Source organism: Oxynema mangrovii CENA135 (assembly GCF_016632315.1).
Taxonomy (GTDB): domain Bacteria; phylum Cyanobacteriota; class Cyanobacteriia; order Cyanobacteriales; family Laspinemataceae; genus Oxynema; species Oxynema aestuarii.
In genome coordinates this window covers 1,484,012-1,510,585 of sequence record NZ_JAEOXH010000001.1, presented here as the reverse complement: position 1 = coordinate 1,510,585, position 26,574 = coordinate 1,484,012, and the positions used below count along the sequence as shown (strand labels likewise).

28 protein-coding genes are annotated in these 26,574 nt (G+C 50.3%); 15 read left to right on the top strand and 13 right to left on the bottom strand.

Annotated elements, in window-relative coordinates:
* Positions 1-39: 39 nt before the first annotated feature.
* On the bottom strand, positions 40-558 hold the full coding sequence (locus JJD41_RS05900) for a phycocyanin subunit beta (protein ID WP_168569209.1): 519 nt from the start codon (positions 556-558) through the stop codon (positions 40-42).
* A gap of 1,822 nt (positions 559-2,380) precedes the next feature.
* Between JJD41_RS05900 and JJD41_RS05895 the strand changes: the two genes are divergently transcribed.
* From JJD41_RS05895 to JJD41_RS05865, 7 genes are all read left to right on the top strand, one after another.
* Complete coding sequence (locus JJD41_RS05895) at positions 2,381-2,557, top strand: hypothetical protein (RefSeq protein ID WP_200665131.1); 177 nt, start codon at positions 2,381-2,383, stop codon at positions 2,555-2,557.
* 286 nt (positions 2,558-2,843) lie between these two features.
* Complete coding sequence (locus tag JJD41_RS05890; protein WP_200665130.1) at positions 2,844-2,999, top strand: hypothetical protein; 156 nt, start codon at positions 2,844-2,846, stop codon at positions 2,997-2,999.
* A 106-nt stretch (positions 3,000-3,105) separates the two neighbouring features.
* On the top strand, positions 3,106-4,296 hold the full coding sequence (locus tag JJD41_RS05885; RefSeq protein ID WP_200665129.1) for a WD40 repeat domain-containing protein: 1,191 nt from the start codon (positions 3,106-3,108) through the stop codon (positions 4,294-4,296).
* A gap of 63 nt (positions 4,297-4,359) precedes the next feature.
* A complete protein-coding gene (locus JJD41_RS05880; protein WP_200665128.1) occupies positions 4,360-4,650 on the top strand; it encodes a hypothetical protein in 291 nt (96 codons plus the stop codon).
* A 328-nt stretch (positions 4,651-4,978) separates the two neighbouring features.
* Positions 4,979-7,102: a protein kinase domain-containing protein gene (locus JJD41_RS05875; protein ID WP_200665127.1), complete on the top strand. Its 2,124-nt coding sequence runs from the start codon at positions 4,979-4,981 to the stop codon at positions 7,100-7,102.
* A 36-nt stretch (positions 7,103-7,138) separates the two neighbouring features.
* Positions 7,139-8,095 carry a bestrophin family protein gene (locus JJD41_RS05870; protein WP_200665126.1) on the top strand — a complete coding sequence of 319 codons (957 nt, stop codon included), beginning with the start codon at positions 7,139-7,141 and terminating at the stop codon, positions 8,093-8,095.
* Between the two features lie 103 nt (positions 8,096-8,198).
* Complete coding sequence (locus JJD41_RS05865; protein ID WP_200665125.1) at positions 8,199-9,512, top strand: hypothetical protein; 1,314 nt, start codon at positions 8,199-8,201, stop codon at positions 9,510-9,512.
* 68 nt (positions 9,513-9,580) lie between these two features.
* Here the strand turns inward: JJD41_RS05865 and JJD41_RS05860 are convergent, their stop codons facing one another.
* Both JJD41_RS05860 and JJD41_RS05855 read right to left on the bottom strand, forming a co-directional pair.
* Entirely contained in the window at positions 9,581-9,802 is a 222-nt protein-coding gene (locus JJD41_RS05860; RefSeq protein ID WP_200665124.1) for a hypothetical protein, read from the bottom strand.
* Positions 9,803-9,958: 156 nt separating this feature from the next.
* Positions 9,959-11,137, bottom strand: a complete 1,179-nt coding sequence (locus JJD41_RS05855) for a SpoIID/LytB domain-containing protein (RefSeq protein ID WP_200665123.1) — start codon at positions 11,135-11,137, stop codon at positions 9,959-9,961.
* A gap of 244 nt (positions 11,138-11,381) precedes the next feature.
* On the opposite strand from JJD41_RS05855, the gene JJD41_RS05850 reads away from it, so the two are divergent.
* Positions 11,382-12,344: a ribonuclease Z gene (locus tag JJD41_RS05850; protein ID WP_200665122.1), complete on the top strand. Its 963-nt coding sequence runs from the start codon at positions 11,382-11,384 to the stop codon at positions 12,342-12,344.
* Here JJD41_RS05850 and JJD41_RS05845 read toward each other — a convergent pair.
* From JJD41_RS05845 to cobU, 4 genes are all read right to left on the bottom strand, one after another.
* Positions 12,341-12,913, bottom strand: a complete 573-nt coding sequence (locus JJD41_RS05845; RefSeq protein ID WP_234488526.1) for a hypothetical protein — start codon at positions 12,911-12,913, stop codon at positions 12,341-12,343. The two genes, JJD41_RS05850 and JJD41_RS05845, sit on opposite strands and share 4 nt — an antisense overlap.
* A gap of 263 nt (positions 12,914-13,176) precedes the next feature.
* Positions 13,177-13,851: an RNA-guided endonuclease InsQ/TnpB family protein gene (locus tag JJD41_RS25655; protein WP_370583740.1), complete on the bottom strand. Its 675-nt coding sequence runs from the start codon at positions 13,849-13,851 to the stop codon at positions 13,177-13,179.
* 32 nt (positions 13,852-13,883) lie between these two features.
* Positions 13,884-14,423 (bottom strand): RNA-guided endonuclease InsQ/TnpB family protein, encoded by a 540-nt coding sequence (locus tag JJD41_RS25650; protein WP_370583739.1) that lies wholly within the window; start codon positions 14,421-14,423, stop codon positions 13,884-13,886.
* A 173-nt stretch (positions 14,424-14,596) separates the two neighbouring features.
* Positions 14,597-15,169 (bottom strand): bifunctional adenosylcobinamide kinase/adenosylcobinamide-phosphate guanylyltransferase, encoded by a 573-nt coding sequence (cobU, locus tag JJD41_RS05835; protein WP_200665121.1) that lies wholly within the window; start codon positions 15,167-15,169, stop codon positions 14,597-14,599.
* 68 nt (positions 15,170-15,237) lie between these two features.
* On the opposite strand from cobU, the gene JJD41_RS05830 reads away from it, so the two are divergent.
* From JJD41_RS05830 to JJD41_RS05810, 5 genes are all read left to right on the top strand, one after another.
* Entirely contained in the window at positions 15,238-16,221 is a 984-nt protein-coding gene (locus JJD41_RS05830) for a glycosyltransferase family 2 protein (protein ID WP_200665120.1), read from the top strand.
* Positions 16,222-16,306: 85 nt separating this feature from the next.
* A complete protein-coding gene (locus JJD41_RS05825; RefSeq protein ID WP_168569196.1) occupies positions 16,307-17,272 on the top strand; it encodes a glycosyltransferase family 2 protein in 966 nt (321 codons plus the stop codon).
* Positions 17,273-17,359: 87 nt separating this feature from the next.
* The gene (hpsU, locus tag JJD41_RS05820; protein WP_200665119.1) at positions 17,360-17,977 is read left to right on the top strand and encodes a hormogonium polysaccharide biosynthesis acetyltransferase HpsU; all 618 of its coding nucleotides are present in this window, start codon (positions 17,360-17,362) and stop codon (positions 17,975-17,977) included.
* A 126-nt stretch (positions 17,978-18,103) separates the two neighbouring features.
* Positions 18,104-18,937, top strand: a complete 834-nt coding sequence (locus tag JJD41_RS05815; RefSeq protein ID WP_200665118.1) for a NotI family restriction endonuclease — start codon at positions 18,104-18,106, stop codon at positions 18,935-18,937.
* A gap of 35 nt (positions 18,938-18,972) precedes the next feature.
* The gene (locus JJD41_RS05810) at positions 18,973-19,902 is read left to right on the top strand and encodes a DNA adenine methylase (RefSeq protein ID WP_370583738.1); all 930 of its coding nucleotides are present in this window, start codon (positions 18,973-18,975) and stop codon (positions 19,900-19,902) included.
* Positions 19,903-20,221: 319 nt separating this feature from the next.
* On the opposite strand, the gene JJD41_RS05805 is transcribed toward JJD41_RS05810, so the two are convergent.
* From JJD41_RS05805 to JJD41_RS05780, 6 genes are all read right to left on the bottom strand, one after another.
* Positions 20,222-21,175, bottom strand: coding sequence for an asparaginase (locus JJD41_RS05805; protein WP_168569193.1), 954 nt, complete (start codon positions 21,173-21,175; stop codon positions 20,222-20,224).
* 147 nt (positions 21,176-21,322) lie between these two features.
* Positions 21,323-21,823: a CGLD27 family protein gene (locus JJD41_RS05800; protein WP_200665116.1), complete on the bottom strand. Its 501-nt coding sequence runs from the start codon at positions 21,821-21,823 to the stop codon at positions 21,323-21,325.
* Positions 21,824-21,828: 5 nt separating this feature from the next.
* Entirely contained in the window at positions 21,829-22,260 is a 432-nt protein-coding gene (gene rsfS / locus JJD41_RS05795) for a ribosome silencing factor (protein WP_168569191.1), read from the bottom strand.
* 165 nt (positions 22,261-22,425) lie between these two features.
* Positions 22,426-23,040, bottom strand: coding sequence for a bis(5'-nucleosyl)-tetraphosphatase (symmetrical) YqeK (yqeK, locus tag JJD41_RS05790; RefSeq protein ID WP_200665115.1), 615 nt, complete (start codon positions 23,038-23,040; stop codon positions 22,426-22,428).
* A gap of 293 nt (positions 23,041-23,333) precedes the next feature.
* Positions 23,334-24,590, bottom strand: a complete 1,257-nt coding sequence (locus JJD41_RS05785; RefSeq protein WP_200665114.1) for a glycosyltransferase family 4 protein — start codon at positions 24,588-24,590, stop codon at positions 23,334-23,336.
* A gap of 526 nt (positions 24,591-25,116) precedes the next feature.
* Positions 25,117-25,791 (bottom strand): hypothetical protein, encoded by a 675-nt coding sequence (locus JJD41_RS05780; RefSeq protein ID WP_200665113.1) that lies wholly within the window; start codon positions 25,789-25,791, stop codon positions 25,117-25,119.
* A 391-nt stretch (positions 25,792-26,182) separates the two neighbouring features.
* Between JJD41_RS05780 and JJD41_RS05775 the strand changes: the two genes are divergently transcribed.
* Together JJD41_RS05775 and JJD41_RS05770 are read left to right on the top strand one after the other, a co-directional pair.
* Positions 26,183-26,326: a chlorophyll a/b-binding protein gene (locus tag JJD41_RS05775; RefSeq protein WP_168569187.1), complete on the top strand. Its 144-nt coding sequence runs from the start codon at positions 26,183-26,185 to the stop codon at positions 26,324-26,326.
* A 64-nt stretch (positions 26,327-26,390) separates the two neighbouring features.
* Complete coding sequence (locus JJD41_RS05770) at positions 26,391-26,534, top strand: chlorophyll A-B binding protein (RefSeq protein ID WP_200665112.1); 144 nt, start codon at positions 26,391-26,393, stop codon at positions 26,532-26,534.
* Positions 26,535-26,574: the final 40 nt, after the last annotated feature.

The window sequence follows — 26,574 nt, the reverse complement described above, 5'->3', positions numbered from 1 at the left end:
AACTAAAGGGGTCTCAGACTTCACGCCTTATATGGCTGTTTAGCCAACGGCGGCGGCGGCGCGATCGAAGTAGCCCGCCACTTCAGACATCAGGGCGCTGCAGTCGCCAGGAGTGATTCCTGCGGGATCGTTGGCGATGCGGACGGCAGCTTCTTTCATTTTTTGAACGCCGACGGCAACGGAACCACCGGGGACACCCAGGGCTTGGTAGGTTTCACGCAGACCGTTCAAGCAGCGATCGTCGAGGACGCTGGCATCACCTGCGATCGTCGCGTAGGTGACGTAACGCAAGATGATTTCCATGTCGCGCAAGCAAGCAGCCATGCGGCGGTTGGTGTAAGCGTTACCACCAGGTTGGATGAGTTGGGGCTGCTCGGCAAACAAAGAGCGAGCGGCTTCGGCAACGATCGTCGAAGCGTTGCTGGTGATGCGGTTGACGGTATCCAAACGCTTGTTGCCGTCTTTGACCATGTTGGCCAGAGCGTCAAACTGAGCGTCGGTGAGGAATTCGCCGCGTGCGTCGGCTTGGGAAACCACCTTGGCAAATGCGTCTAGCATGTACTTAAATCTCCTAACTTGTTTGGGTTTGTTTTCGTTTCAAGGAATTTTAGCTGAGCCAGTTCCAGCTTGCCAGCTTGTCGGGTTTTGAGGACAGATACCAGTCATCATGCTGGATGCTGGGTTAACCGACTCTCGAAGTCCGATTCTTTCAAGCGCTCAGGAGCCTTAAAAGCCGCCTTCGAGAAATCTTAGAAAATTTTACACCTGGATGAGAAACCTGAAAACGTTGTTAATTCAGTGTCTGGGTTAACTTTGCTCTGTCCTTTTCGCCCTCCAGGTTCTTTTTATACACCGCAGTTGAGGCATTATTTATTACAAGTTGTTAAGAATTTTTATTTCTGCCCAAAATTGAGTAGATTTGCTTACCAAAATCCCCCAAAAACGCCCCGATCGCCTCTCGAAGAGGGGGTCAATCCTTAACGAATTGTAATAATTGCCCGATCGCCCTCGGGCAGCAGGGACGATCGCAAGCCGTTAATCAGACTTGAAAAGCTTATTACAAGGGACTTTCAGGCCGATCGCCCCTCGTTGTATTCCTCAAACTCCCCCTCAATCCACCTCAACTCGTCCAGACCTCGAGATGCTCTCCACTTAAGAAGCAACGGGGAAATTCCAACCCCATCGCCATAGATGACAGGGAGATCTGCCCCAGGTTGACAAAAACCCCTACTCATCCGCTCCACCTCGCCGAACCCATCCAATGCCGTTCGGGAGCATCCCGCCAAATAAATGCAGATAAAACACAAAATAGTTGCACGACCCCCCCTTGAAACTTATGAAATAGTCGATCGCATCTCAAGGCAATCCAAAAATTTCAATTAACCTGCAAATAGTCGTGGCAACCCAACACTCGGGAACGATCGCCGTTCGAGATTGCTCCCAGTTAACTATCGAGGTGCTTCCATCCCATCGATCCGCTTAAATCAGACAACGACGTTCGACGAACTTAGCTTTTTAACCCTTGTCGATACTGTGTTTTCATAAAAATCGAAGAGTTCGAGGATCGGGGAAATGCAGTGAAACAAGATTATCCTTTTCTCAGAAAAAATAAGTTTAAAATAAAATCAAGATCGTTTTTTTATTGATTAACTTTTTTAATCCAAAAAATAAAAAAACCTTCAAACTAATCCTTTTAAGACTTTAGAGACTTACAAAAATATCTCAATTGTCAATTGTAAAATTTCAAAACTTCTATTTTGGGGTTTTGAGATCGACTGCATTATAAGACCTGGCCAAAAAATCTCCGATCTTCCCAAAAGATTAAAAAATATTAAATAACTTAAGGATTGGAACCACTAGCGGATTGCCACGATCGCGCGTCAAGCACGAGTCAGCAATGGATAGAAGCCCCAAAATTTGGGCAGTCTCAAATGATTGAAAACCGCTCTCCTACTGGCTTCATCCCCTTGCGATCGCCCCAAATTGCTTGGTTATTGAGTCAAAGTGAACCGCGACATCGAGCGCGATCTCCTCACTAGGGAATTTTGCGGATCGCCATCGGTGGGAAAATCGACGATCGCCGCGATCGATCCAAAAAATCCGTATAAATCCCATCTGCATACCTAAAATTTATCAATTTTCTCTTCAATCAAATGAGTTGAATTTAATTATTTCATAAAACGTAGTTAAAAAATAATTATCAATTCGATCCCTGCCAAAATAACAACTTTAAACTCCGCATTTTTACGGAGTTTATTTTATTTATGAAATCAACTACAGCCAAAATTCAACTTAATCAATATTTCCGGAGATCGAAACAAGAGACAAGAAGAATAGATTAAATCATTGACCTCAATCGCTCGACAATCTGGGAGTAATTATGGAAACCGAGTTAACTCGCCAGGTAGCTCGCGAAAATATAGAAGATTCCATTGAGAAAGTCGTTGCTAAAATGCACGAATCTGGAAAAAGCTTTAAAACGATCGCCGAATATATTTTGCTTCCTGAAGAAACGGTTAAAGCCGCTTATGAAAGATATTGTGAAGAATCCCTCTGAGGCTTAACGATCTCGATTGGATATAGCCATCGTCGATCGCTGATGAAATGGATTGAGAAAAATCTTCGCGGGTTATATAAAATACTTTTTGGATAAATCAAATCCCTACATTACGTTGAGAATGTGGATAAAAACAATATGGTAGAACGATAGATCTGTAGGGAAAGCGCACGGAAATCGTTGCGGGAAAAGCGATCCCCCCAATGGAATCGGGAGCGATCCGATTTCAGGTAGCCAGTTAGTCACGAAAAAAATGGAACAATTTAGGGTTGAAAACGTCTGGTGAATGTTTTTAAAATTTAATCAGTTGAGTAAAATCGGCGATCGCGCGATCGCCGATTTCGGAGTTCGAGCGCGGCAGTTTCAATTCAAAAATGAGGGAAATCCATTATCGTTTGAAGTCGCTGTAAAGAGCATGAATCCCGGACAAGAGGGATTCTGAGGCGATCGCACCAGTCAATCCCGTGAAAACTTCCTACAATAGGAAAACTGGTCAACGGGATGGCGGGATTGAGATCGTGCTTTTTTTTAAATCAAAGCGAAAGAAATTGCGAAAGCGTAGCAAGAAATTCATCCTTTATCTTGGCGCGATCGCCCTCGTTTTCGGTGCAGGAATATGGGGAATTTGGCGTTATTCCCAGTCGCGAACCTCTCGTGCAACGCCGACAGCGAACTCGCCAACCGAGAATCGTTCCAATTCATCGCCTGCACCATCCGATCGCGTCGTTTCGACCCCTTCCGCGAACGCCTCGCCATCGACACTCGGGGATGAAGCTGGGGTAGCGACCGTTTCGTTCGGATTGGCAGCGACCTTGACCGGAGCGACCTGGACCGTGAACGATTTAGCGATAACCCCAGACGGTCGGAGGGTATTCGCGAGTGATTACGCTTCAATTCGCTCGTGGCAACTGGGGGCCAACTGTTTTGAAAATCGTTCTTGTACCGCGACGGAACAATTTGAAATTCCGGCGTTGTGGATTTATTCGTTAGCGATGCATCCCAACGGCGAACTGCTCGCCAGTGGGACGTGGAAAGAGATTAAATTGTGGAATTTAGTCTCTGGAGATTTGCTCGGGTCGATTCCGGCGCATTTAGATGCAGTGACGACGTTGGCGATCTCTCCCGATGGCCGCATGTTGATCAGTGGGAGTAATGACGCCACCCTCGAAGTTCGCAATCTGCAAGAGCTGACCGAGGCGATCGCGATCGATCGCGACACCTCTCCCCTACAGACCGTCGAAGCGCATTCCGAGGGGATTAACGCGCTGGCGATCGCGGCAGATGGAAGGACCCTCGTCAGTGGGAGTAGCGACGGCACGCTTAAAGTGTGGGATTTCAACGCTTATGCAGCCAGTCCGTTAAGGTTGCGCCATACCCTCGCGGGTCATGAAAACGACGTGCGTTCGGTGGCGATCGCGCCGGACGGGGAACGATTAGCCAGTGGCAGTTTGGATAAAACGATCGGGATCTGGAATCTCAAAACGGGACGACTGCTTTCGACAGACGACCCCGATTTAGGAACGGTTCTCGCAGTGGCCATCAGTCCCGACGGCGAACTTCTGGTGAGTGGGGGAGGCGATCGCCGGATCAAAATTTGGGATTTAAAAAGCGGGAAATTGTTGCAAACCTTAACGGGTCATTCCGGTTCGGTGAAATATTTGATTTTTAGTGAAGATAGTCAATTGCTTTTAAGTGGAAGTGAAGATAAAACGATCCGAGTTTGGCGAAGGCAGGGATGAATTGAAGGAATCGCTGAAAATTTGACGGCGAGGGCGATCGAGACTGGCAAAGGGGTTTAAAATATGAATACAGAGGGAAATAAACACCATTGGATCGTAATCGTTCCCTCACAAGCGAAGCGCTCGATCGCCGCAGTCGAGCCGATCGAGCTTAAAAAGCGTCGGTGGCTCGATCGCTGGCAGTCAGCCTGGGAATGGTTGGTTTTGGGGTGTTTGCAAGCGATCGCGCGTCAGTCCGCAAAAGAGCGTGACGCCGATCGCCTGTCCGGTGCGACGACCGTAGGGGGAACGGGGCGATCGCGTGAAAACCCCAAAAGATCGAGAAGCGATCGCGGGTTTTCGGAGGCTGAATAGGGTAGCTTCGGATCGTTATAATTATTATTAAAAACTGGGCGATCGATACGAGCATCTCCGTAAATTTACGAGGAAAAACACCGATCGACTTTAACCTCCGAGAATCGATGGAGCGAACTCTAAAAGATTACGAAGTCTTGCCAAGCTTCTGACGAGTAAAGCACTCCAGTCAAATCCGCCCGTTGGCCAGTGAAATTGACTCGGAATCGAGCATGGAAAAGTCGCGCCTACAGGCTTCGCGCTTGGCATGACCCTACAGGGGGGGGTCGATCGCTCCAAGTTATAGTGTTGTTGAGAGTGCAGTCAGAATCTGGGTAGTGTAGCTTCCGTGAGTTATTGCATTAATCCAAAGTGCCCCAATCCCGGTGACCCTGCCAACGGGAACCTACTCAGTTGTCGTCACTGTGGCTGTGACTTGGTATTACAAGGACGGTATCGCCTCATTCGTCCCCTCGGGGGAGGAGGATTTGGCAAAACCTTTGAAGCCGACGATCGCGGCGCGTCAAAAGTTATTAAAGTTTTACTGCAAAACAACGAGAAAGCCGTCGAGTTATTCGTTCAAGAAGCCGACGTTCTCAAACGGGTCAAACATCCCGGAATTCCCGCCGTAGAAGCCGACGCCTACTTTACCTTCACCCCACCGGAAACCAGCGAACCCATGCACTGCTTAGTCATGGAAAAAATCCACGGCGTCAACCTGCGCGATTGGATGAAGCAGCGCGGGAACCGCCCGGTGTCCCAAAAGCAGGCGATCGAATGGATGGTCCAACTGGCGGAAATTCTCGAACAAGTCCATAAAGAGCAGTTTTTTCACCGCGACATCAAACCGCTCAACATCATGGTCAAACCCAACGGACAACTGGTGTTGATCGACTTTGGCGCGGCCCGGGAAGTGACGGCCACCTATTTTGCGAAAGTCGGACAGGGACAAAACATCACCGGAATTGTCTCGCCGGGATACACGCCCCCCGAACAAGCCAACGGCAAAGCGGTTCCCCAATCGGATTTTTACGCCCTCGGGCGCACCTTTGTTTTTTTGCTCACGGGTAAACCGCCGACCGCCTTTTCCGAACACCCGCGCACGGGGAAATTAGTCTGGCGCAACAGTGCCCCCCAAATTGCCAAAGAATTCGCCGACGTGATCGATTACTTGATGGCGCCGTTTCCGGGCAAACGACCGCAAAATTCACAGGCGATCGTTCAATGCCTCGCCGAGATCGACCTGACCTTACCTGGGGAGGAGGATACGGGGAAATTCAATCAGAAAACCATGTTTGGCGGGCGCACCGCCTTCTCCTCCAACTCCAGCTTGAATTCGCGCGGGTCGAATTCCTCCGGTGGCAAATCGCCCCGTTTATTGTTACCCAAAAACAACAGGTATCGTACCGCGCGATCGGCCAATGCCTCAAAAAGTCGTTGGCAATTGAGCATTGCCCTACTGTGTTTGATGTTAGGGCTGTCGCAAGTTTACGGTTACTGGCGCTACGGGTTTTTACCCGCCAGTCCGATCCGCTTGGTTCTCAGTTTACCCAGTAGCTTTTATTTAAAGAAAACTCTGCGCGGGGTCGGTCAGGTGCAGACGATCGCCATGAGTCCCCTCAAAGGCGCTGCGGACTTCCCCGAAGGCGCCACCTTCGCCAGTGGCAGTTACGGCACCATTCGGATCTGGAATCTGCGAACCGGAACCCTACTGCATACGATCGCCGCCCACAAACTTTGGATCAACGCCCTCGCCCTCACCCCGGACGGCAATATTTTAGCCAGTGGCAGTTCCGACCGCTCGATTCGCCTGTGGGATTTCGAGCGCGGCAGTCGCATTCTGACGATCGCCCCCGCCCACTCCGGCGCCGTTCAAGCCCTCGCCATCAGTCCCGACGGCAGATTGCTCGCCAGTGGCTCCGAAGACAACACCATTCGCATTTGGGATCTGTACAGTGGCGCCCGCATCCTCACCATTCAAGTCGGTTCCGGCGTCAACGCCTTGACCTTCGCTCCCGACGGCAAAACCCTCGCCAGTGGCAGCAAAGATCGCAACATTCGCATCTGGCACGTTCCCACCGGGGCGCGCTTGCGAACCTTGAGCGCTCATTCTCACGAAGTGCTTTCCCTCGCCTACAGCCCCGACGGCAAGATTCTCGCCAGTGGGAGTGGGGACAATACCGTTCAAATTTGGAACGTTCAAACCGGAGAGCGCAAATACCAGCTCAACGCTCATGCGAGTTGGGTGCGGTCCGTGGCGATCGCCCCCGACGGTCAAGCCCTCGCCACCAGTGGGGATGCGATTAAAATTTGGAATTTAAGTACCGGGGAACTGACCGCCACCTTGCGCGGACATGGGAAATACGTGAGCGCGATCGCCGTCAGCGCCGACGGCAAAACCCTCGTCAGTGGCAGTCCCGACGAAACGATCAAAGTCTGGTCGATGCCCGAGATCGACGACTCCGACGGTTGACCTGGTGGCGCGCCCCCCTTCCCGCCTATCCGTGCGATGAAACCCAACAACAACGAATGGCTTAAAATTGCCTTGGGCTTCAAAAAATCCGTCATTCCTGCCATTTGGCCTCGGGTTCTGTTTTGTGCCGTTTTCGCCGCCGCGATCGCCTTTTTATCGACTCTTGAAATTCCCGTTTCTTGGCCCGTTCTCGAAGGACTCGTGCCGAATTTAGTCCTCGGGCTTTTATTAGTTTTTAGAACCAATACCGCCTACGATCGCTTTTGGGAAGGTCGCAAAGCTTGGGGAACCTTAGTTAATACCATTCGCAACTTTTCCCGACAAATTTTAGTGGCGATCGCCGAAACCAACGACGGCGATCGCACCCAAAAAATCGCCGTCTTGCGCCTGCTCGTCGCCTTCGCCGTCGCCGTCAAACTCCACTTGCGTCGGGAATCCGTCAACGCAGAATTGGCCGCCTTGATGTCTCCCGCCCAATATGAAAAACTGCAAGTCATGAACCATCCCCCCTTAGAAATTGCCTTTTGGATCGGGGATTACTTGCAAAAACAACACGATCTCGGCAGGGTCAATACTTATCAACTCACCGCCCTGTTTAAATTACTCGATACAATGGTCGAAGTTCTCGGAATTTGCGAGCGCATTTTAAAAACTCCCATCCCCGTCGCTTATACCATTCATTTAAAACAAATTTTATTAATTTACTGTCTCGCTTTACCCTTTCAACTCGTCGGCGACCTCAGCGCTTGGACTATTCCCGTCGTCGCCTTAATTAGTTTTACCTTATTTGGCATCGAAGAAATTGGGGTCGAAATTGAAAATCCGTTTAATTACGACCCCAACGATTTGCCCCTAGACGACATTTGTAAAACGATGTTGCTCAATATCGAAGATTTAATTTCCGTTTCCTCTTGCGGCGATCGCTCCGGGTTAGATTCCTTCGGTCTCCCCGATCCTTCCTTTCCCCCTCAATGGTCCGACGAACAGCATTAACCTGCACCCGATCGCGGGCGATCGCCTCCCCACTATCCCTGAAGGAAAAACGTAAAACTCCTATACTGGAAAATAAAGCGCCAATTTTGAGGGAGGGCTGAACATGGCTCCAAATCCCACCATCATGAAAGCGGTAGAACAGCTCGACTACCGCACCACTATCGGCGATCTCGCCGCTCACGTCGGGATGGACGTGCGACTCGCGGAACGCGAACTGCTCGCACTCGCCTCAGAAGCAGGCGGTCACTTGCAGGTGGCTCAAAGCGGGGATATTGTTTACCAGTTTCCCCAAAATTTTCGAGCGGTTCTGCGCCAAAAGTTTTTCCGCTTGCAACTTCAACAGTGGTGGGAAAAAATTTGGCGGATTTTGTTTTATCTGATCCGCATTTCGTTCGGGATTATTTTAATTGTTTCGATCGTCCTGATTTTTGTCACCATTTTTATTATTTTGTCCTCTCTCAACCGCGACGGTGACAATCGCAGTAGCGGTAATTCTCGCTCCGGTGGCGGTATCTTCTTCATGCCTCATTTTTGGTGGGGACCGGATTTATTTTGGTTCTTCGATCCGAATTATGGCAGCTACCAACAGCGACGCCAACAACGGGTTAGCAGTGGCGATCGCGACGAAATGAACTTTTTTGAAGCGGTCTTTTCCTTCCTGTTCGGCGATGGCAATCCTAACGCCAATTTAGAAGAACGACGCTGGCAAGAAATCGCCGCTACCATCCGTAACGCTCGCGGCGCCGTCGTCGCCGAACAAATTGCCCCCTATCTCGACGATCTCGGTGCGGATTACGATCGTGAAAACGAAGATTATATGCTTCCCGTACTGACCCGCTTTAACGGACGTCCCGAAGTCAGCCCCGACGGTCAAATCGTCTATCACTTCCCCGAGTTACAAGTTCGCGCCAGTCGCAGCCAAAATCGTTCGACCTCTGATTTTCTCCAGGAATTTCGCTGGCAATTCAGCCACGCCAGTTCCGGTCAAATTATTTTAGCGAGTGGTTTGGGTGGGGTTAACATCGTCGGCGCTTTAATTTTAGGTTACTTGTTGCGCGACGGCGCGATCGCCTCCGCATTAGGGGGATTGGTCGCCTTTGTCGCTTCCATTTACTGGCTCTTACTCGGGTATGGCGTCGCCTTTTTAGGCGTCCCCTTAATTCGTTATTTCTCGATTCAATGGCGCAACGAGAAAATCGAACGGCGCAACCAAGAGCGTCAATCGCGGGCGATCGCCTTAAATCAAGCCAGTCCGGAACTGCACAAAAAACTCAACTACGCCGAAAAATTTGCTGCCGAAACCACGATCGACAGCCAAGATCTCGCCTATACCACGGAAACCGATCTTGTAGAACAAGAAGTCGCCCAAACCAATCTCCTCGATGCCGAATGGCGCCGCCGTTTGGAAGGCGATTAAATCCTGGATTGATTTGAGATTGAGGGAGTGGGGATTTTAGATTTTACTTGAACTTCCCTGCTTCTCCCTCAACTCTCCTTGATCCGTTTCAATGTCAAAAACCCATACCCGTAAGCCGGACTAAAGTTGAAATTCACCATTTCCCAACCTTGTTCGCCGAGATAATTGGCATATTCGTGTAAAGGATGCTGACGGCGTTCGTCGCGAATTTCTTCGCCGTTGGCATTTTGCGGTCGGAGATCGCCTGCAAAGTAGTCAAAACGGACGAACAGATATTCCCACTGTGGCACGGTCGAACTCCTACCCTATTGATTGAATGCAGAAATCTTGCATGACGAGATTGCGAGAGGATTTGGCGAGCCTTGAAAGGCTTGAAAATTGAGAATGCACGAGGGGCGATCGCGCGATTCTCCTGTGGAGACCCCGCGCGATCGCCCCGTTCCCGATTATTCGACTTTAATCTTCGCCAAACTCGAATTTTGATAGTAATGCAGCAAAATTTGCTGGTAGTTGGCGCCCTGATGAGCCAAATGATACGCCCCCCATTGACTCATCCCGATGCCGTGACCGAAACCGCGACCGTCGAGTAAAAACCCGGTAGGAATAGCATTGGCATTCTCTTTGCTCGTTGCCGATCCATATTGCGGAAGCACCGTAAAACGCGCACTTCTGAGATCGAGCGCTTGGCGGAACGCTTCCCCATCGAGGGAGCGTTCTCCCGCATCGCCGATCGCCCGAATGCGCACGACGCGACCTTGAGGCGTCATTGCTTCCACATTCAAAGATAAAACATTGCCCACGCCGGAAATTAAACGACTCAGTTGGCTACTCGAAAAACTTTCCTTCCATTCGTAAACGGGCGCCCCCGCATCGAAATCGGGAACGCCACGCAAGTAAGGACGAGTTTCAGACCAAACGTCCTCCACATTTTCCGTATGACCGCCTGAAGAAGAATGAAACACCGCTTCGATAATCTGTCCGTCGTGGGTGAGCACTTGTCCGGCGGTCTCTTGGACGGCTTTATGGGTGGTGGTCGCTTCCTTTTCCAAACCGGAATAAACTTGCCAGTAGGTATCGTCGCCGACATCGTAAACGCCGTTGCCCCGATGTTGGCGCTGGTAGAGGACGTAAGAACGGGCGGCGACGGCTTGAGCTTTTAACGCTTCCGAGGGCCAACTGGGACTCATTTCGGCGCCGACGACACTGTAGAGGTATGCTTCGAGGTCTACGGCGTTGACGGCAGTCAAACCGCCGTCGGTGGGGACGAGGATGGTGTGACCGCGATACCAGCGATCGCCAATGTAAACGTAGCCGTCATTTTCCGGATCGATGGTGATGCTGTTCCCTTGCCATTGTTGCAAGCTAATTCCCGCGCCGTTGCTTTGGGCGTAGAAAGAGCGCATGGCGTCGAGTTGGCCGAGGTTGCGCCCGTTACTATCGCGCACCATGGCAGGTGTAGAGCTACCCACTTTGACGCGATCGACATTTTCTTCGATCGCCACTTTTAATAACAGTGAAGCTTGGGCGGGAGCGGCCACAATTAAGCCGATGGCCAGCCACATCCACCAGAGAAACTTAAGCTTGACTCGGAATTTCTTGACGGGAAATAATAGGTTGTGGGCCATAATAACAAGATTCGATGGTCGATTGGCAATCTCCCGATCCGGGTTCTCGTCGAGCGATCGAGGGCCTGTGTTCGGGGAATCTGGTTACAATACAGGTTAGATCGATTCGTCAATTTTGCTGAAAATAACCGCATTTGTCCAGGAGGCGATCGCGCGCTCGTTGAGGAGATCGTCTCCGAACCGACCATCGGCGTCCCCGTCCACCGGGTCGCCGGGGTCATTGTTGTCAGAGTAGAGTCAGTTCGTGCAAATTACCTTTCTTGGAACGAGTTCCGGCGTGCCGACGCGATCGCGCAACGTTTCGGGGGTGGCGGTTCGCCTGCCCCAACGCGCGGAATTCTGGCTGTTTGACTGCGGGGAAGGCACCCAGCATCAAATCTTGCGAAGTGACCTCAAAATTTCCCAACTGTCGCGCATTTTTATCACCCACATGCACGGCGACCATATTTTCGGCTTGATGGGGTTGCTCGCCAGTTGCGGTTTGGCCGGAAATACGGAGCGGATCGATATTTACGGGCCGCCGGGGTTGAACGAATACTTACAAGCCTGTCGCCGCTATTCCCAAACTCATTTTTCTTACCCGGTCGCGGTTCACGAAAATCGCGCGGGTCTCATTTACGAAGATGAGGAATACCGGGTGCATTGCGGTTTACTCGAACACCGGGTGACGGCGTTCGGTTACCGGATTGAAGAAAAAGACCGTCCCGGACGCTTCGACGCTCAAAAGGCGAAAGCGTTCGGGATTCCCTTCGGGCCGCTTTACGGCCAACTCAAACGCGGCGAAACTCTGACCCTGCCGGACGGACGCCGGGTGCGTGGGGCGGACTTTTGCGCCGAGCCGGAAGTGGGCCGCAAAATTGCTTACTGTACGGATACGATTTTCTGTGAAGGGGCGGTAGAGTTGGCGCGCGATGCGGATGTTTTAATTCACGAAGCGACGTTTTCCCACCGCGACGCCCAACTGGCGATCGATCGCCTCCATTCTACGAGTACGATGGCGGCTCAAGTGGCCTTAGCGGCGGGGGTGAAGCAGTTGGTGATGACTCATTTCAGCCCCCGTTACGCTCCCGGCAATGCGATCCAACTCGACGATCTCGAAGCGGAAGCGCGGGCGATTTTTCCAAAAACGGCGATGGCACGAGATTTTTGGAGTTACGAGGTGCCGCGTCGCCGTTCTAGCGCGTCGGAGACGGCGATCGCCCCTTAAAGGCGGTGGCGCTGGCCGATCGGTCGCGGATTCGATCGCAACTCCCCGAGGGGTTTGGGATGGCACGGACACAAAGGAAATTCGCCGCTCGATTCCGGGGCGATCGTGCTATCTCCAGGACGCGGGCGATCGCTGTCTTCTTCGTCGGCTTCGGTGTCTTTGAGGAAGAGGCGATCGCGGATTCCGTGGAGTTGGTGTCGATTTTCGACGGGAGATCGCGGTTGGGGCAGTTCTGTATTCGGCCAGCCGACCAGATCGTTACAGGGGCAAACTTCCGGCGGCATCCCCCGCACGGGCAAGGGAATCGGCATCGAGCAACGGGCGCACAGCACGATTTCCCACCGGGAATCGAGGAGTTCGCCGACGCTGAGATCGGTCCCTTCGAGATAACACGAGTCGCGCTCTTGGGACCAGATCTTTTGCCAGCACTGCTCGAATTCTTCCGAGTAGCGATCGCCGCCATAAATCACTTGCGGGAGTAAGGCAACTTGAGTGCGACCGACAATAATTTTTTTTCCTAACTGAAACCAATATGCCAAATATTGTTTGATTTGCTGTTGCGATGCCATAAACGATCCTCGTGGTTTGCACTGCCACCCAAGCTCGAATTAATTTTGCAAATTCTCGAATGATATTCCCCAGGTCGTCCCCCCTTTCCCCTATCTTATCTAGATTTTGAAGACTTGACCTCTAACGAGAGTTAGAAGTCATTACGATTTTTTACAGATCGATGCAAGTTATTAACGGTGGAGATCGCTCTAGTTAGGCGGTGTTGTCCGATCGCGATCGCCTTCGTGGGGATCTCTATCGTGACATCCTCCTGACGCTCACCCTAACAGGTAGAGTGCGGGCTTCCCTTCCTCGCGGTTGGGTTTTCCTGCTTCATCGGGGTTCCCAAGCAACCTTCCTCTGCAGGCAGCATCACCGACTGTCCGTCGGCTGCAAGTACAAGACCTCGTTGCATGACCACTTGAGCGGCAGCAACATCCCGGTCAGTTACATATCCACGCTCATCACAATGATGCACCCGTTCGCCGAGTTCTTTCTTTCCAGTATGCGCCCCACACTGAGGGCAAGTTTGACGGGTTCCGTTGGGGTCAACCGTGGCAAAGTAGACGCCACGCTTCCAGGCAACCCACTTGAGGATTTCCAAGAAGCTTCCCCAAGCACCATCCAAACAATGCTTGGCCAATATCCCGCGACTGGTCATCTTGAGGTTCAAATCCTCAGCAAAAATCATCCCAGCATGGTCACAAAGCTTGTGAGCTTTCAGGAAGTGGAACTCACGGCGAACGTTATAGATATCTTCGTGCAGTTGGCGAATCTTGGCTTGAATCTTCCGGTAATTAGCAGAACCCTTTTTCTTATTTCTCAATTTACGTTGCAGCCATCGAAGCTTGCTTTGCAAATTCACGAAAAAGCGAGGGCGTTCTACCCACTCTCCCGTCGATCCAGCCAAGAACTTTTCCAGTCCCAAATCCATACCAATCGGTTCACCGTGAGGCACGATCTCGGGGACGGCAAGATCGGCTTGCAGAATCAGTTGAGCATACCACCAGATGGCTTGAAGACGACCCGTACCCGCTTGAGTGCAAACCCTTCCGGGAGAGGTCGATGCAGGTTAATGGGCATGGCTCCAATTTTCGGCAGTTCGATTTCAAACCCGTTGACGGGATTCGATTTGAACTGCGGAAAGACAAACGAGCGGTACTGACCAAACTTTTTGCATCGAGGAAATCCAAATCCTCTTTTCTGCATGAATTTGAACGACTTGTCCAATCGCTTCAAGGCATCTTGCAAAACTTGAGAGTGAACTGCCTTGAGTTCTGGGATCGCCTTTTTGGCTTTGGTCAGTGCATTCTGCTGTTTGTAGTAGTCGGGATAGGGTGCATCAGCAGAAATGATATATTCCTGCTTGATCGTGCAAGCATTGACCGGACATTTACGCGAGCCGATCCAGTCCTTGCGCTCTGCCAAAGCGTAGTTATAGACGCGACGACACTGCTCCAACCAATCGAGCATTTGAGCTTCCTGGTCACGTCCTGGATAGATTCGGTAGCTGTAGGTCAAGTTCAACATACCTACAGCCTAACCGATTTGCGCTTTCCGTTAGACTATAGGCAGTGTGTCGATTTTCGGGGCATCGTAGACGCGAAGCGGCTTCTCGCTACCCCTCAATCGACGCGGGGAGTCCATGTATCCCGATACTGACCTTTCAGGTACAGTGCGGGATTTATCGCTCCCCGAACCCCTCAAAAGTTAAAATCGGGGCGATCGGGGGTCGGCCCGAGGGGAGTCCCCAAGCGCGCGAGGTTGACGGCGCGACCTGCCACCACCAGGTAAACCGGATCGGCGATCGCCCCGAGGTCGCGAACCAAACTGCCGAGGCGATCTCGAAACAAGCGACCGACCGGATACGCGGGAATCACCCCCCATCCCACTTCCTCCGCGACGAAAATTAACTCAATTTCGGGCAAATCGGCCAAACTCGCCAGCAATCGCCTGCGAACCTCACTCCAACTCGCTTCGTCGAGATCCAAACAATTCGTCACCCAGGTTCCTAAAGAATCCACCAACCAACAACTCCCCGGCGTCGCCTGCTGCAGGGACGCCGCCAATTCGATGGGGACTTCCAACGTCGTCCACTCTCCCCCGCGACGTTCGCGGTGACGTTCGATGCGATCGCTCCATTCCGAATCGCTTGGATCGCGACGCGCCGTCGCCACGTAAACAAGCGGTTTGCCCGTCTTTTGCGCGAGGGTTTCGGCCCACTCGCTTTTGCCCGATCGCGCCGGGCCGGTGACTAAAACAACTCGATGAGTCACGACTTCCTCAATCGTTCGCGCCTAGAATATGGAAGAACACTCAGAACCGTTGGGGTTCTTCTTTACTCATGTCAGACCTCGAAGTTTCTGCAATTATCTGCACCCACAATCGGGAACAGTATTTAGGGGAGGCGATCGACAGCTTGCTCGCCCAAGACGTTCGGAACTTCGAGGCGATCGTCGTCGATAATGCCTCGACGGACGGCACCCGCACTGTGGTCGATCGCCGCCGGGACGACGATCGCCTCCACTACGTTTACGAAGCCGAACTCGGACTCTCCACCGCCCGCAATACAGGCGCTCGGGTCGCCCGGGGTCGCATTTTGGCCTATCTCGACGACGACGCCGTAGCGAGTCCTCAATGGCTGAGCGTTCTCGTTCAAGCCTATCGTGAAAACGACCGCCTCGCCGTCGCCGGGGGAAAAGTCACCCTGATTTGGCCGGAACACTCTACTCCTCCCCCGTGGCTGTCTGACGGACTGGCAGGCAATTTGGGCGCTTACGACCTCGGCGATCTCCCACAAGCGATCGAACAACCCGGTTTGACCCCCCGAGGCTTGAACTATTCAATCAGGCGCACGTTTCTCGACCAAATCGGCGGGTTCAATCCGAATTTAGGACGCATGGGTACGAAATTACTCTCGAATGAAGAACTCTACGTCACCGAACTGGCTCTCGAACTCGGTTGGCAGGTGTTTTATCTTCCCGAGGCGTTGGTCGCCCACCACGTGGCTCCCGAACGAATGGCGCGATCGTGGTTTTTACAACGGGGATGGTGGCAGGGTATTAGCGAATGTTACCGCGATCGCCTCTGCGGTCGCACCGGATGGCGTCAGTTCGGTCTCGCCGGGGAACGCATCGCCCGAGGGGTTTATAAAGCGTTAAAATCCTGGCCCGATCCGGCCCGACGCTTTGATAATTTAGTCTATGCTTACGGTCATCTCGGTTATTTGACCGCCGCAGTCAGCGACCTCCTGAGTCCCTCGAAGACCAATTTATCCGAATCTCCCGTTTTCACCCCCGAAAGATTTAAAAATCGAGATGGAGTATAAAGATTAAGGGAACAATCCATCCTCGAATCTCCACTTCGGAGCGATCGTCTTTCCCGTTTGTATTGCTGACCTAATGGCCAAGAACATGACCTCCACTATCAAAAAAGTCCCGGTGTCCGTCCTCATTCCCGCTAAAAATGAAGAGCGCAATCTTCCCGCTTGTTTGGCCAGTTTGGAATGTGCGGATGAAGTTTTTCTCGTCGATTCACACAGCAGCGATCGCACCGTAGAAATCGCCGAAGCTTGGGGGGCAAAAGTCAAACAATTTGACTTTAACGGATATTGGCCGAAAAAAAAGAATTGGTCTTTACAAACCCTGCCCTTTCGCAATGAATGGGTGTTGATTGTCGATTGTGACGAACGCATTCCTCCCGAATTATGGCAGGAAATTGCAGAAGTTATTCAAAATCCGCAGTACGAAGGATATTATCTAAATCGTAAGGTTTACTTCCTCGGTCGATGGATTCGTCATGGGGGAAAATATCCCGATTTTAATTTACGCTTGTTCAAACATTGCAAAGGTCGCTACGAAAATCTCGGGACGGAAGGGGTTCGCAATACGGGGGATAATGAAGTTCACGAACACGTGATTTTAAAAGACAATCTCGAAGATAAAAATAGTCCGCAACTGACCGCCGGACATCTCAAAGCGGATATGATTCACGAGGATTTTCGGGATATTTACGAGTGGATCGAGCGTCACAATCGTTATTCAAATTGGGAAGCTAGAGTTTATTACAATTTACTCGAAGGAAAAGAGGATGATTCGATCGAAGCGAGTTTGTTTGGTTCCCAAGCTCAACGCAAGCGGTTTTTAAAGAGGATTTGGGTACGATTGCCATTTAAACCGACTCTGAGATTTATTCTGTTTTATATTATTCAGCTCGGTTTTCTCGACGGTATCCAGGGTTATATTTATGCCAGGTTATTGAGCCAATACGAGTATCAAATCGGCGTGAAGCTTTACGAAATTCGTAAGTTTGGCGGTCAGCTCAATCCCCATCCCCAGGATGTTGAAACGTCTAAATCTTTGGCTCAAACTGATTCTTAAATAGTCTGGAAGGACAGTTGAGTTAAACTGAGTTTGTTAAAAGTTAATTTTCTTTGCTGTGAACGCCAAACGTCCCGAGTGATTTCTATGAGCGATCGCCCCGTTTCTCCTCCCGAACCTGTCGAACCCGTTCTCGATCTCCCTCCGGCGATCGATTTACGTCAGTACGATCAATCCTGGTTCGATCGCGGGCGCCCGGGTTGGTTCATTTTGTTGTGGTGGTTGGTGCAGGCGATCGCTTTTCCGTTAAGCCTGCATTCCGCCCACCGCTTTCGCTGCTGGTTGTTGCGCCGTTTTGGCGCTCGCATCGGTCAGGGGGTGATGATTCGACCCACCGCCCGTTTTACCTATCCCTGGAAAGTCGAAATCGGCGAGTTTAGCTGGATCGGCGATGATGTCGTCTTCTACAGTCTCGATCGCATCACCGTCGGCAAACATTGCGTGATTTCACAAAAAACTTATTTATGTACCGGGAATCACGACATCGCCGACCCCGCCTTTGGCTTGTTAACGGCGCCGATCGCGATCGGCAATGGCACCTGGGTCGCTGCCGATTGTTTCGTCGGTCCCGGCGTCAAGATCGGCGCCAATGCGGTTGTCGGCGCCCGCAGCAGTGTCTTCACCGACCTACCCGCCGCCCAAGTTTGTTTCGGTTCTCCCTGTCGTCCCCGTTCCCCCCGCGAGATCTCCTCCTCGGATCGATAGAAAGGATCGCGCGACGATCTCGTGAGGGGTGACGGGGGGCGATCGCCAATCGCTCAACTTTTTCAGTCTCGACAATAAATAAAAATAGACACCTACTGATCCTCATTGAATTGAAGGTCAGCTCAAATGTCTAATAATCCTCTTGCAGAGGTTTTTGGCTTTCCTAGTAATAGTTTTTCCCAAGAAGCAAATCGATATCGTCGCGATCGGCTGTATCCTTACAATAATAAAGTTGCTAACTGTACTAAAGATAAAGCAAATAATCCCCTCGGTGTTTGTAGCATTTACCATAAGAAAGCTCCCGTCATTACTTGCCCGGTTCGTTTTCGTCAAGATTGGTTGATTGCTGAAAATGCTGCTGATTTCTTTTTTGGGAAAAATCAACAGTGGACAATTCTAACAGAAGTTCGTTTAAAAGATGCTAATAATCAATCGGCTGGCAATATCGACTTGGTACTGGTTGCTTACGACCGTCGCGGGAAAATCATAGATTTTGGAGCGGTTGAAGTTCAGGCTGTCTACATTTCAGGCAATATCCGACAACCGTTTGAAGCCTACATGAATCAGCCTGAAAATTGGGAAAATATTAAGGAGTCACAATTAACCCCCTACTATCCGACTCCAGATTACCTTTCATCTTCGCGCAAACGATTAATTCCTCAACTCCTTTACAAAGGAACCATTTTACATGAGTGGGGTAAAAAGCAGGTTATTGCAGTACAAAAAGCATTTTTTGAAACCCTACCCTCTTTAGTGCGAGTTTCACGCGATCGCGCCGATCTAGCCTGGAATCTTTACGACCTCCAAAAACAGAACGATCGCTTTCAACTTGTCCTCACCGATGTGGTTTATACTGAATATTGGGTGGCAATTAATCGAATTTCTACTCCTGAAATCGGTCATTCAGAAAAATTTATTGAAAGCTTACAAAAAAAATTGGATAGTCGCCTAAAAAACTGAAGCAATGAAAACCGATCGTGCAGAAGCGATCGCTTGTGGAAACAGGGTTAAAACTAATGCCAAAAACCGATCTATTACCTTCTAACAAGGTGGATGTAAATTCTAAAATTGTCAACATTTCTACTGTTCCTCAACGGAGTCCGTTTCGATATGCAGGTGGGAAAACATGGTTGATTCCCAAGATTCGACAATGGTTGAATGAGCGCGAACATAGTAGTAAAGAACTGATTGAACCCTTTGCTGGGGGGGGGATTGTCAGTTTAACGGCTGCATGTGAAAACCTAGTTCATCGGGTAACAATGGTGGAAAAAGATGAAGGGGTTGCGGCTGTATGGCAAATTGTTCTTAATGGAGGCGCCCAATGGCTTGCAAATCGAATTGTTAATTTTCAATTAACTCCAGAAAGTGCTAAAGAAGTTATTGAAAAGGCGAATGAATCTTTAGAATCTCTAGCTTTTGCTACGATTGTCAAAAATCGTGTCAATCGAGGTGGTATTTTGGCGGATGGAGCGAGCTTTGTTAAAAAAGGAGAAAACGGTAAAGGAATTCGGTCGAGATGGTATCCCGAAACACTTAAAAAACGGATTCTTGCTATTGGAAGAGTTAAAGATAAAATTAATTTTATTCAAGGAGATGGATTCGATGTTTGCCAACAGAATTCTTCCCGAGAAGATGTGATTTATTTTATCGATCCGCCTTATACAAAAACGGGCAAAAGACTTTATCGTTATTCGGAGGTGAATCATCAGCAGCTTTTCGCTTTAGCCGCTCGATTAAAAGGGGATTTTTTAATGACTTATAACGATGCGGCGGAGTTAAGAGAAATGGGAAAGTTTTATAATTTTGAGATGAAAGAAGTGGCGATGAAAAATACTCATCATGCGAAAAAGTCGGAGTTACTGATTAGTAAAAATTTGGCTTGGTTATCCAGTGAAGTGACGAAGAAGCCCACAGATAAGAACTGAGTTGCGCGAATGGGGATAGGGCAAATTAAGCGGTTGCTTGTTGAGGCGATCGCGCCTTATACAGCAATTCGCGCTGTCATGAGGGACAAGAGGCAAAGAAGCCCCCAACCCCCCTTAAATCCCCCTAAATCCCCCTTATTAAGGGAGATTTAGGGGGATCGAAATGTACCGCCCAACAGCGAAAACTGCTGTAGCATTTCTGACGATCGTCGGGTAAGCTTACTCAGCCTGTTATTTCTGTGGAAAGAACCCGCTAATCCCTTGACGAACATGGGCGATCGCCCCGACCGACAGGCGATCGCTCCTCCAAATCACAAGCTTATAAAAAAGAAACTTCCCCGACGACATCGAGACGCTTGAGGGGCGTGAGGTCGATAAACTTGTCGGCCAGATTTTCGGCGATCGTCGGGGTGATCCATCCGAGTTGTTTGAGCAAGTGGATGGCGACGGCATATTTCGCCCGCTTGGCCCCGTCGAGCACCTTGATCGACAGTCCCATCCCTTCTCCGACTCGTCCGATACATTGCACGCCTTCAGCGCCGGACTTGCTGACGATTTCCCCTTCGGTCAAACTCATCAGCTCGGTATCGAATTCTCCCGGTCCGGCGACCATCGTGGGATGGGCGACCATCGCGCGCACGATCCGTTCCATATCGACACTATCCCCGGAGGCGAGGATGGCATAAAGGGTTGCCATCTGTCCTAATTCCATCAAATAGGTAGGCGCCCCGCAGTCGTCGCGCACGGCGATAAATTCGGCGGCGGGCATTCGCAGCAATTCGGCGACTTTATCTAAAATCAACTCCTGAACCGGATGGTTGCGCTTGAGATAGGTTTCGAGGGGAAAATGACGCTGTTTGCACACTGCCAGCATTCCGGCGTGTTTTCCGGAGCAGTTGTGTTCGAGGGGGCTTTGCTTTCCTGGGGGAATCGGACATTGCAAGGCGGAGGTATCGACATCGCAGCGCCATAAAATATTAAAGGCTTGCCGGGTTTGCTCGATGGTACCGCGATGGGAACTGCAAATAATGGCCAAGTCGAGATCGGTTAAATCGAACCGTTCTAAGGTGCCTGTGGTGGTGACGGCGAGGGCTTGGAAGGGTTTGAGGGCCGAGCGGATAAAGGCCGTGGTTTGAGCCTTTCCGGCGACGGATAGCACTCGACCCCGGTTATCGCAAACGACGGCTTGAACGTTGTGGGTCGATTCGACAATCCCTTCACGGAGTAAGCGGACTTCAAGAGATGCGGCTGAGTTACGTTTTCCCATTGTCACGGGTTGGATTTACCTCTTGGTGAGGGACACGACGGCGAGTTGATTGAGGACACGAAGCCCCCGATTACATTAGAGGCGATCGCCTACAAAAAACAACCGTTCTGAAGAAAGGGGAGCCGGGCCGATCGCCTCTCGGCGTTCCCGATTTCAGAGGAAGGCCCACAGGGTTGCTCCCACGATACAGGACAGGGCGATCGCCCCGAGACTGCGGCTGAGGCGCGTCAGGATCGGTCGGAGCTGGTAGTTGACGACGAGGCGATCGCGGGCGAGCAGTTCGGGGGTTTTCGTCCATGCCTGACCGTCGTACCATCCCGATTCTTCGTAGAAGATTGTAGGACTCCAGAGGCGATCGCGCACGTAACGCCAGCCCAAATACAAGCGCAATAAGGCTAACGATAAAAATAAATTCCCCCCGCCCGCCGTACACAACATGCATTCTCCGAGATGTTTGCTCGGTGCAAAACTCGCCGCCGCAATCGGGAAACACAGGGCGCAACTGCATCCCCAAATGAGGGCGATCTGGGTCGCGTAACCCCGCCGATCTCGCGTGGCCCAGCCGAAGAAACACGATTCTTTCAGTTGTTCGTATTCGTTGAGCGGTTGCTGTTCGTCAGGGACGGGACATTGCGCGATCGACGTCTCCCTCATTTGAGTTATTCTCCCAATCCGTACTCGTCGAGGTCGAGGCGTTCTGCATGACCCCAGAAGGCTTCGAGATTGTAATAGTCTCGTTCTTCGGGCATCAGGATATGAACGATCGCGTCGCCGTAATCCTGAACTAACCACGATCCTTCCCCTTGTCCTTCGACGTGCAGGGGTTTGCGGTGACATTCTTGCTCGACGCGCTCTTCGATCGCTTGGGCGATCGCGCGCACTTGCACTTTGGAAAACCCGGTGACGATCGCGAAGTAATCGGCTAAATAGGACACGTCGGAGACTTTCAGCAAAACCAAATCCCCACCTTTGCGGTCTTGGGCCGCGCGGGCGATCGTCAAGGCGAGCATTTGGCTGTCTTCGTCGCTGAAGTCACCTCCGCGATTCAAGGTTAACGGGATATTCGATTGAGCTTGAAAATATTCCGACATTAAAACTCCATCAATATTATTGGCGAGCGGATTTTATTTGACTCGCTGCATTCCGTCGGTCGCTCCGGGCGATCGCGCCTCTGTTTCCAGACCGAAACAGCGAAGGACTTGTCTGGTGAAGATCGAATCGATCTCCCTTGGTTTTTGATGTAATCCTAGCAAATTTCAAGCCGGAACGCGATCGCCACTGTCTTGCTTGCGAGCCGATTTGGCCGATTTCGCCGCTTGCATCGCCCAATTCCGGGTCAAAATCGTGCGCGGGTGGATCAACTGCTGGCGATCGATCAGGTAGCGCTGGGTATAATCTCCCGTCAGCCACACCGCTTTATAAAGATCGTCGCGACAGGCTTGTCTGAGTTCGGCTAACTCCGGGGTATTCCCCCGTCCCGGTTCCAAGCTGTCCGCTAAAAACACCACGCAACTGAGCGCGCTCATCTGCGGACGCCCTAAGGTATGATCGGCGATCGCCGCCAACAGCTCCTCATCTTTGACCCCAAACTCCTCCCGGGCCACGATCGCGCTGACATCGGCGTGCAACAGGTGCGGGTTCGCTTGCAATACTCCGTCAATTTCCAACCCCTCCCTCGTCGCCATCTCTAATAACTGTTTGGGCTTGAAATATTTCGCCAAATCGTGCAGCAATCCCGCTAATTTAGCTCTGTTTTCGTCGATTCCGTGCAGTAGGGCCAACTCTCCCGCCATCTGTTCGACCCGCAGAATATGGCGGATTCGTCCCGCAGGAACTCGCTCTTCCAACCAAGCCAAAATGCGATCGCGCATTGTCTTTCCACCCCCGAAAACTTAACAAACACTTAAAAGTATTTACTCAATTTATTATAACAGTTAAGTTTTAGTCGCAATTCCTGCAAAATGCGTAAATTTTCCTAAAATTAAATTACATTTTTTAAACTTCAAAAGATAGGCGATCGCCTCTGCCTACCCCCCGCAAACGCTCCCCATGCCCCCATCTTTTCCCCTCAAAAGTCATTGGAAACGCACGGCAGAAACCAGGCTATCTCTCGTCCTGGGAACCTTGCGGCGATCGCCATGACTCCCCTACAACAATTCCCGACTCAATGCGATCGGCGATCGGGCGCTTTCGACTGAGCTACAACCTCTTCAAAAAGCGCCTCATACTTATTTAACGTATCCTCAAACCCATAACACTCCAGGGCATGTTCGCGACCTTTGCGACCGAGGGTTTCCGTCAAATCGCGATCGTGATAAAGCTTGAGAATGGCATCCGCCAAATGGTCCGGATCTTGAGGCGGAACCACCAACCCTCCGCCACTTTTACGAATCGCTTGCGCCGCCGTTCCCGTATCCGGAACCGACCCGACAATCGCCCGACCACTCGCCAACAACACCGGAATTTTAGAAGGCATATTAAAAGAAATGACGTTCGCTTTTTGAACCACCAAACCTACATCGGCAGCCGCTAACATTTCCGGTAGTTTTTTTCGAGGTTGAAACGGTCGTAAAATTACATTGGGAGCGTCATACATTTCGCAATAATCACGAACGCGATCGATCGCCTTTTCTTCTCCCACGATCGCAAATTTAATATCGGCAATATCCTTGAGTCGCGCCGCCGCTTTAATCACCGTCGGTAAATCCTGGGTCAGCGCAATATTGCCCGAATATAAAACAACAAATTTCCCCGTTAAGTTATTCTGAATCCGGAAATAATTCTCCTCTTTCGGTAACGGTCGAATAAAATTAACATCGACCCAATTGTGAATCAGCGCAATTTTTTCTTCTGGAATCCCTTTATTTAATAAATTCTCTCTAAAGCCTTCCGCAATGACCGTAATTTTATCCGCCTGATGACAGGCAAATCTCTCCAAGCGGGTAAACGCCTCGATCGCGAATTTATTTTTGAGCAATCCCACCGAAACCGCCGCTTCGTGTTGGATATCTTGAATATTTAAAACGACCGGACATCGCAATAACTTACCTAAAACTGTTGCAGGAACCGACACGGGTAAAGGGGGAACTGTTGCTAAAATTACATCCGGACGCCAACCATTAAATGCTTGGGGCAAACTATTAATCACGAAACTGCCATCTAATAACAGCCGATCCCACAAGGTCGGCTGAGGTCGAATAAAAATAAAACAGCGTTCGACTACTACTCCGTTCACGATTTCGGCCATGAAAAATTTCCCTTGATAGGGAGCATAAATTTTACGCTCCGGATAATTGGGCATGGCGGTAATCACCCGCACTTTATGGCCTTTTTTCGCCATTCCTTCCGCTAATTCTGTCATTAACGGAGCGATTCCAATCGGTTCTGGATGATAATTGTAAGAGTAAATCAGAATACGCATAATGGTTCGTCTAGAGCCAGGTTTCTGGCGGCAAAATAATCGATTGTAAGGTCGGAGGAAATTTTATCTGGCTATCTATATTAATTAGGGTTCGTTCCGAGCTTGAAAGTCTTGTGAACTAGGAGATTTTAGAGTGAACGAAAATCTGGAATGGCGATCGCGGTCGGTCTCGATTGAGATTCAAGGGTTGGCCAGATCTTCGAGTCCGTTATAACATGGTTGAAGCCACATCGGAAAAATCAGAGTCTTAAGTTTAAATTTGCTTTATCGATCGCCGCTCTTTATTAAAGATTAAGATTTAGGGACTGAGCGATCGTCTTGATGCTGTCCCTAAGCTTCATCTCTGGATCCTGGTTTTCGGTAAAAATACTGATTTTTTTGAAAACAGCGATCGCCCCGATCGTCGAATCTAGTGGTTTTTCTTGAAGTGAGCGATCGCCATCTTTCTAGTGTAGCTTGCCGTTTTTAAACGTCAGGCGATCGGAAGACTTCGTGGATCCTTTCTCGGGAAAATGTTCTCGTTCGGTCAAGTCCGTTTGACTTGTTTTATCCCAATTTGAAAGTTAACGATCGCCACGAAAATCGAAAGAAATAAATAAAAGAAACGCAAGCCCCAGCCTCGTCCCGCAAATAAATAAGAAACCATTCGATCGTCTAACCCGGTGAAGCGAGAAAATCGATCTTTACTTTTTTGTTCCAGTTCGTCGAGCAGAACCATTTCTTTCTCTTTATAAGGAAGGCTGGGAAATTGAGCGGTGTAAAAATAAAACCCAACAAACCCTTGGCGATCGCCCGTCTGATTTTTTAAAAATGTATTGGTGATTCTTCGGGACTGTTCGTAAGAAATATTTTCCCGAAAGGCGAATTCTTGAACCCAATTATAATAACGAAAAATTGTACTCGTGCTAAAAATCAAAGGAACGAGCAAGACGAGGGTATAAAAGCTGACCCGGTTGCTGAAATAACGGGGCAGCAAAACCGTCGCCAGTCCGAATCCCATTCCGAGAATTCCGAATACTAGAATATTCAGAATTTCCATGATTTCTAAGCTCAAAAAGGCGTCACCAATTAAGGGAATTTGATAGACGATTTCATCTCCTAATAAAATTGACAGGAATTTGACAATTAGGGCGATCGCCACGACCGCCAACGTCGTGACTAAATAGAGACAAGTTCGCCCGAAGAAATTTAACAACAACATTGATTGAAGCGGGAAAAATTAAGGACGACAGCCCGATCTCGGACTAGCAGCGATAATAACATTGCCGGGTTTGGCGATCGCCGGACGACCCCTCAAGACCCGATCGCCTCCTATAGATAAGGAATGGATGCAGCCGTAATTTTGTTTCGCCCGGAGAATTTAACCCCGGTCGTCCCCAGTTCTCGCCGGGACGAATACCGAGGCGATCGCCCCCTCGTCGTCGATCGCGCGCAGGGCGGTCGACGACGAGGGTTGCAGGGGTGGCGCTCTCCTCGGAACTGCGGGGGGCTTGCTCAATATTTGTCAAATTTTTTTAATAAAACGTTGCACTCCGAGGCTGTTTGCGTTAACTTATATTACAAGGGTTGACAAAAGGAATGTTTTCTGAGCCATGAACGAAGAAACCACCAAATTTGGATTCACGCAATTTGCGGAAACCTGGAATGGCCGCTTGGCGATGCTCGGGTTCCTCATCGGTCTGCTCACCGAGCTGATGACCGGACAAGGGATCTTGTCTCAAATCGGCTTAATGTAGATCTCCCGTCGGTTGTGCGACGTTTGAGTTTTTAAAAATTGCAACAGCAGGAGTAATTGTAAACATGGATAACGAAACCACGAAATTTGGCTTTACCCAATTTGCGGAAACCTGGAACGGTCGTTTGGCGATGCTCGGGTTTCCGATCGGTCTACTCACCGAGTTGATGACCGGACAAGGGATCTTGTCTCAAATTGGCTTAATGTAAATTGCCGCATCCGTTCGATCGATTCGACATTTACCTCAAG